The following is a 3653-nucleotide window of genomic DNA, read 5'->3' as shown; positions in this document are numbered from 1 at the left end:
GGTCCTCCTCGACCTCGGCGGAGAGCCCGGCACGGGTCCGCTCGGCGGTCGGCAGGGTGCCGGTGATCTCGGTGGAGATGCCGAGGTCGGTGTAGAGGTGCGGAGAGGTGTGGTACGTCTCCGGCGGCTCCGGCATCTCCAGGCCGAGCGTCTTGTCGATGATCCGCCAGCGGGGCATGTCGTCCCAGTCGACGAAGGTCACCGCGACGCCCGTGGCCCCGGCCCGGCCGGTACGACCGATCCGGTGGGTGTAGGTGTCCTGGTCCTCGGGGCAGTCGTAGTTGATGACGTGGGTGACGCCACTGACGTCGATGCCCCGGGCCGCCACGTCGGTGGCGACCAGAGTGTCGATCTTCCCGGCCCGGAACGCGCGCAGCGCCCGCTCCCGGGCGCCCTGGCCGAGGTCGCCGTGGACGGCGGCGACCGCGAAGCCGCGGAAGTCGAGGTCCTCGGCCACCCGGTCGGCGGCCCGCTTGGTGCGGGTGAAGATCATGGTCAGTCCGCGCCCCTCGGCCTGGAGGATCCGGGCCACGATCTCGACCTTGTTCATCGAGTGGGTGCGGTAGGCCAGCTGCTGGGTCTGCGGCGACGGGCCGGTCTCGGCGGTGTGCCCGGCGTGGATCGTCATCGGACGGCGCAGGAAGCGCCGGGAGAGCGTGACGATCGGGTCCGGCATGGTGGCCGAGAAGAGCATGGTCTGCCGGTCCTCCGGCAGCATCGCCAGGATCTTCTCGACGTCGTCGAGGAAGCCCAGGTCGAGCATCCGGTCGGCCTCGTCGAGGACCAGCGCGCGCACCCGGTCGAGCCGAAGGTGCTTCTGCTTCTGCAGGTCCATCAGCCGGCCGGGCGTGCCGACCAGGATCTCGACGCCCTTGCGCAGCGCGTCGATCTGCGGCTCGTACGCCACGCCGCCGTAGATCGGCAGCACCCGGATGCCCCGGGTCCGGCCCGCGGCGGCGAGGTCCTTGGCGACCTGGATGCCCAGCTCGCGGGTGGGGACGACGACCAGTGCCTGGGGCACGCCGTCGCTGCCCTCGCCCGGCGCGAAGACCCGCTCCAGCAGCGGTACGCCGAAGCCGAGGGTCTTGCCGGTGCCGGTCGGCGCCTGGCCGATCATGTCGGTGCCGCGCAGCGCGATCGGAATCGCGTACTCCTGGATCGCGAAGGCGCGGGTGATGCCCGCCGCGGCCAGGGCCTCGACGGTCTCGGGCCGCGCACCGAGCGCGGCGAAGGTGGGAGCCTCCGGACGGACCGGGGCGGTGGGGGCCAGTTCGTGGCCACCCAGCTCTTCGAGAATCTGTTCGCTCATTTGGATCTGGGGGTGCCCTCTCGTGGTGCGCCCCGTCTTGTCCTCAGGGCGCGTTCGGTATGGCGCGGGCCACGCGGTCGGGGGCGGATTCGCCGAGCCGGACCGGGCCGCACGCGCGCCGCAGGCAGGACTTCGATCAGATCGGCGCCCGCGGCAACTGCTCCATACTACCCGAGCCGCCCCGCGCGCGTCCCGGAGCGCGGTGACCGGGTCTTCTCCGGGGGTGGCAATTGTGATCTACGTCACCGCTCCAGGGTCTCGGTGTGCCGGTTTGGGCGGTACCCTGCGCTCGTGTCCGCCCCGACAACACCCGAGGCCGTGGTCGACCTGCTCGGCCTGGTCGCCTACGGCGAGCTGCTCGCCTTCGACCGGATGGCCGCCGACGCCCGGCTCGCCCCCGACCTGCGTCGCCGGGCCGCGCTGAGCGAGATGGCCGCCGCCGAGATCGGCAACTACCGGCGCCTCGCCGACCGGCTGGCCGCGCTCGGGGCGTCACCCGACGACGCGATGGCGCCGTACGTCGGGCCGTTGCAGGCGTACCACGACTCGACCGAGCCGAAGGACTGGCTGGAGGCGGTCACCAAGGCGTACGTCGGCGACGCGATCACCGACGACTTCCTGGGCGAGATCGCCGACACGCTGGCCGAACCGGACCGGCAGCTCGTCCTGGACGTGCTGCACGAGTCCCGGTACGCCGAGTTCGCCGCGGCCGAGATGCGCGCGGCGATCGAGGTCGACCCGCGGGTGGCCAACCGGCTGTCGATGTGGGCGCGCCGGCTCGTCGGCGAGGCGCTGTCCCAGGCGGGTCGGGTCGCGGCGGCGGACCGGGGCGCGCTGACCGCGCTGATCGCGCGGGACGGCACGGACGTGCAGGCGACGTTCCGCCGGCTCACCGCCAACCACACCGCCCGGATGGCCGCCGTCGGGCTGAACAACTGACCCGCCCGGTCGGGCCCGGCCCGCGGCGGGCGCACCCGCCGCGGTGGCCGGACCGGATCAGCGGACGGTGAACCCGACCGCCCGCGGGGACGCCTCGGCGATCTCGACGTAGGCGACCTTGTTGACCGGCACGATGACCCGCCGGCCCTTCTCGTCGGTCAGGGACAGCGTCCCCTCGTCCTTGCCGAAGGCGTCGGTCACGATCTGCTCGATCTCGGCCGGCGACTGCGCGCTCTCCAGAACCAGCTCGCGCGGCGCGTACTGCACGCCGATCTTGACCTCCACTGTGCCTCCTCAGGTGGGCGAAAGAGCCGCCGATGGGAAGGCTATCCGATCTCGGGGCCGGATGTTCAGGCTGACTCACCTTGCAGCGGGAAGCTCGCGATCCCACGCCAGGACAGCGCCGCGACCAGCGCCTCCGCCTCCGCCTTGGGCACCTGGCGACCACCGGCCAGCCAGAACTGGGCGGCGGTCTCGGCCGCCCCGACCAGACCGGAGGCGAGCAGCTCGGCGTGCGCCCGGCTGACGCCGGTGTCCGAGATGATGGTGTCGGTGATCGCCGCGATGGCGCCCTGCTCGACCCGCTCGACGCGCTGCCGCACCGCCGGGTCGTTGCGCAGGTCCGACTCGAAGACGAGACGGAACGCCTCGCTCTCGTGGTCGACGAAGTCGAAGTACGCCCGGACCGAGGCCCCGACCCGCTCCTTGTTGTCGTTGGTACCGCGCATCGCGTCGTGCACCTTGGCGACTATGGCGTCACAGTGCGTGTCGAGCAGCGCGAGGTAGAGCTCCATCTTGCCGGGAAAGTGCTGGTAGAGCACCGGCTTGGAGACTCCCGCCCGCTCGGCGATGTCGTCCATCGCGGCGGCGTGGTAACCCTGCGCGACGAACACCTCCTGCGCCGCCGCGAGCAGCTGCTTACGTCGCGCCGAGCGGGGCAGCCGGGTGGGCCGGCCGGCGGTCTGGGCGCCGTTCCCCACAGCGGTCATGGGAACCTCCGAGTTCTTCGTACGAGCCGGCACTTTTACCCCGTACCGGTCTGGGGCATGTACCCCGGTCCCGGAATTGGCCCGCCGCTGTAACTTATCGCCACTGTCACCACACGGTAGCCTCAGCGAGGGCGACCAAGGAGCGCGCGGTGAGTGAAACAGGGCAACCCGGTGCCGCCACCCCGGGAGAGCACGGTGACGGGACGGGTCAGCAGGACGACCTGGCCCGCTCCGTCAGCGGGTGGGCACCCCCGGCGACCGGGCGGTCCGGCGGGGCCGACGCCCCCGCGTACCGGGACACCGTCGCCCCCTGGCACCGGCCCGATCCGGCCACCGGCTGGGACGCCTCCTCCCCGCGCCACGGCGACCTGCCGGCGCCGCTGACCGACCCCGAGTCCGACCCCGCACCGCGCAAC

General features: G+C 72.5%; 4 protein-coding genes and 1 pseudogene. 2 read left to right on the top strand and 3 right to left on the bottom strand.

What is annotated here, in order from left to right; all coding sequences use genetic code 11:
* Positions 1 to 1309 (bottom strand): DEAD/DEAH box helicase (locus JNW89_RS30845; protein ID WP_238451754.1); only part of this gene is annotated, 1309 nt, incomplete at its 3' end.
* A gap of 291 nt (positions 1310 to 1600) precedes the next feature.
* On the opposite strand from JNW89_RS30845, the gene JNW89_RS30840 reads away from it, so the two are divergent.
* A complete protein-coding gene (locus JNW89_RS30840) occupies positions 1601 to 2248 on the top strand; it encodes a ferritin-like fold-containing protein (protein ID WP_238451753.1) in 648 nt (215 codons plus the stop codon).
* Between the two features lie 57 nt (positions 2249 to 2305).
* Here the strand turns inward: JNW89_RS30840 and JNW89_RS30835 are convergent, their stop codons facing one another.
* Both JNW89_RS30835 and JNW89_RS30830 read right to left on the bottom strand, forming a co-directional pair.
* Complete coding sequence (locus JNW89_RS30835) at positions 2306 to 2533, bottom strand: DUF3107 domain-containing protein (protein WP_088960194.1); 228 nt, start codon at positions 2531 to 2533, stop codon at positions 2306 to 2308.
* Positions 2534 to 2598: 65 nt separating this feature from the next.
* Entirely contained in the window at positions 2599 to 3237 is a 639-nt protein-coding gene (locus tag JNW89_RS30830; RefSeq protein WP_154941766.1) for a TetR/AcrR family transcriptional regulator, read from the bottom strand.
* 149 nt (positions 3238 to 3386) lie between these two features.
* On the opposite strand from JNW89_RS30830, the pseudogene JNW89_RS30825 reads away from it, so the two are divergent.
* Positions 3387 to 3653 (top strand): annotated as a pseudogene (locus JNW89_RS30825) (hypothetical protein); the annotation flags it as partial.

It is taken from the genome of Micromonospora sp. 4G55, assembly GCF_016803375.1.
The sequence above is the reverse complement of the archived record's forward strand: the minus strand, read 5'-3'. Positions and strand labels throughout refer to the sequence as shown.

Coding starts and splice junctions, on each gene's coding strand:
- JNW89_RS30830 (WP_154941766.1), bottom strand. CDS start 3,237: ATGACCGCTGTGGGGAACGGCGCCCAGACCGCCGGCCGGCCCACCCGG.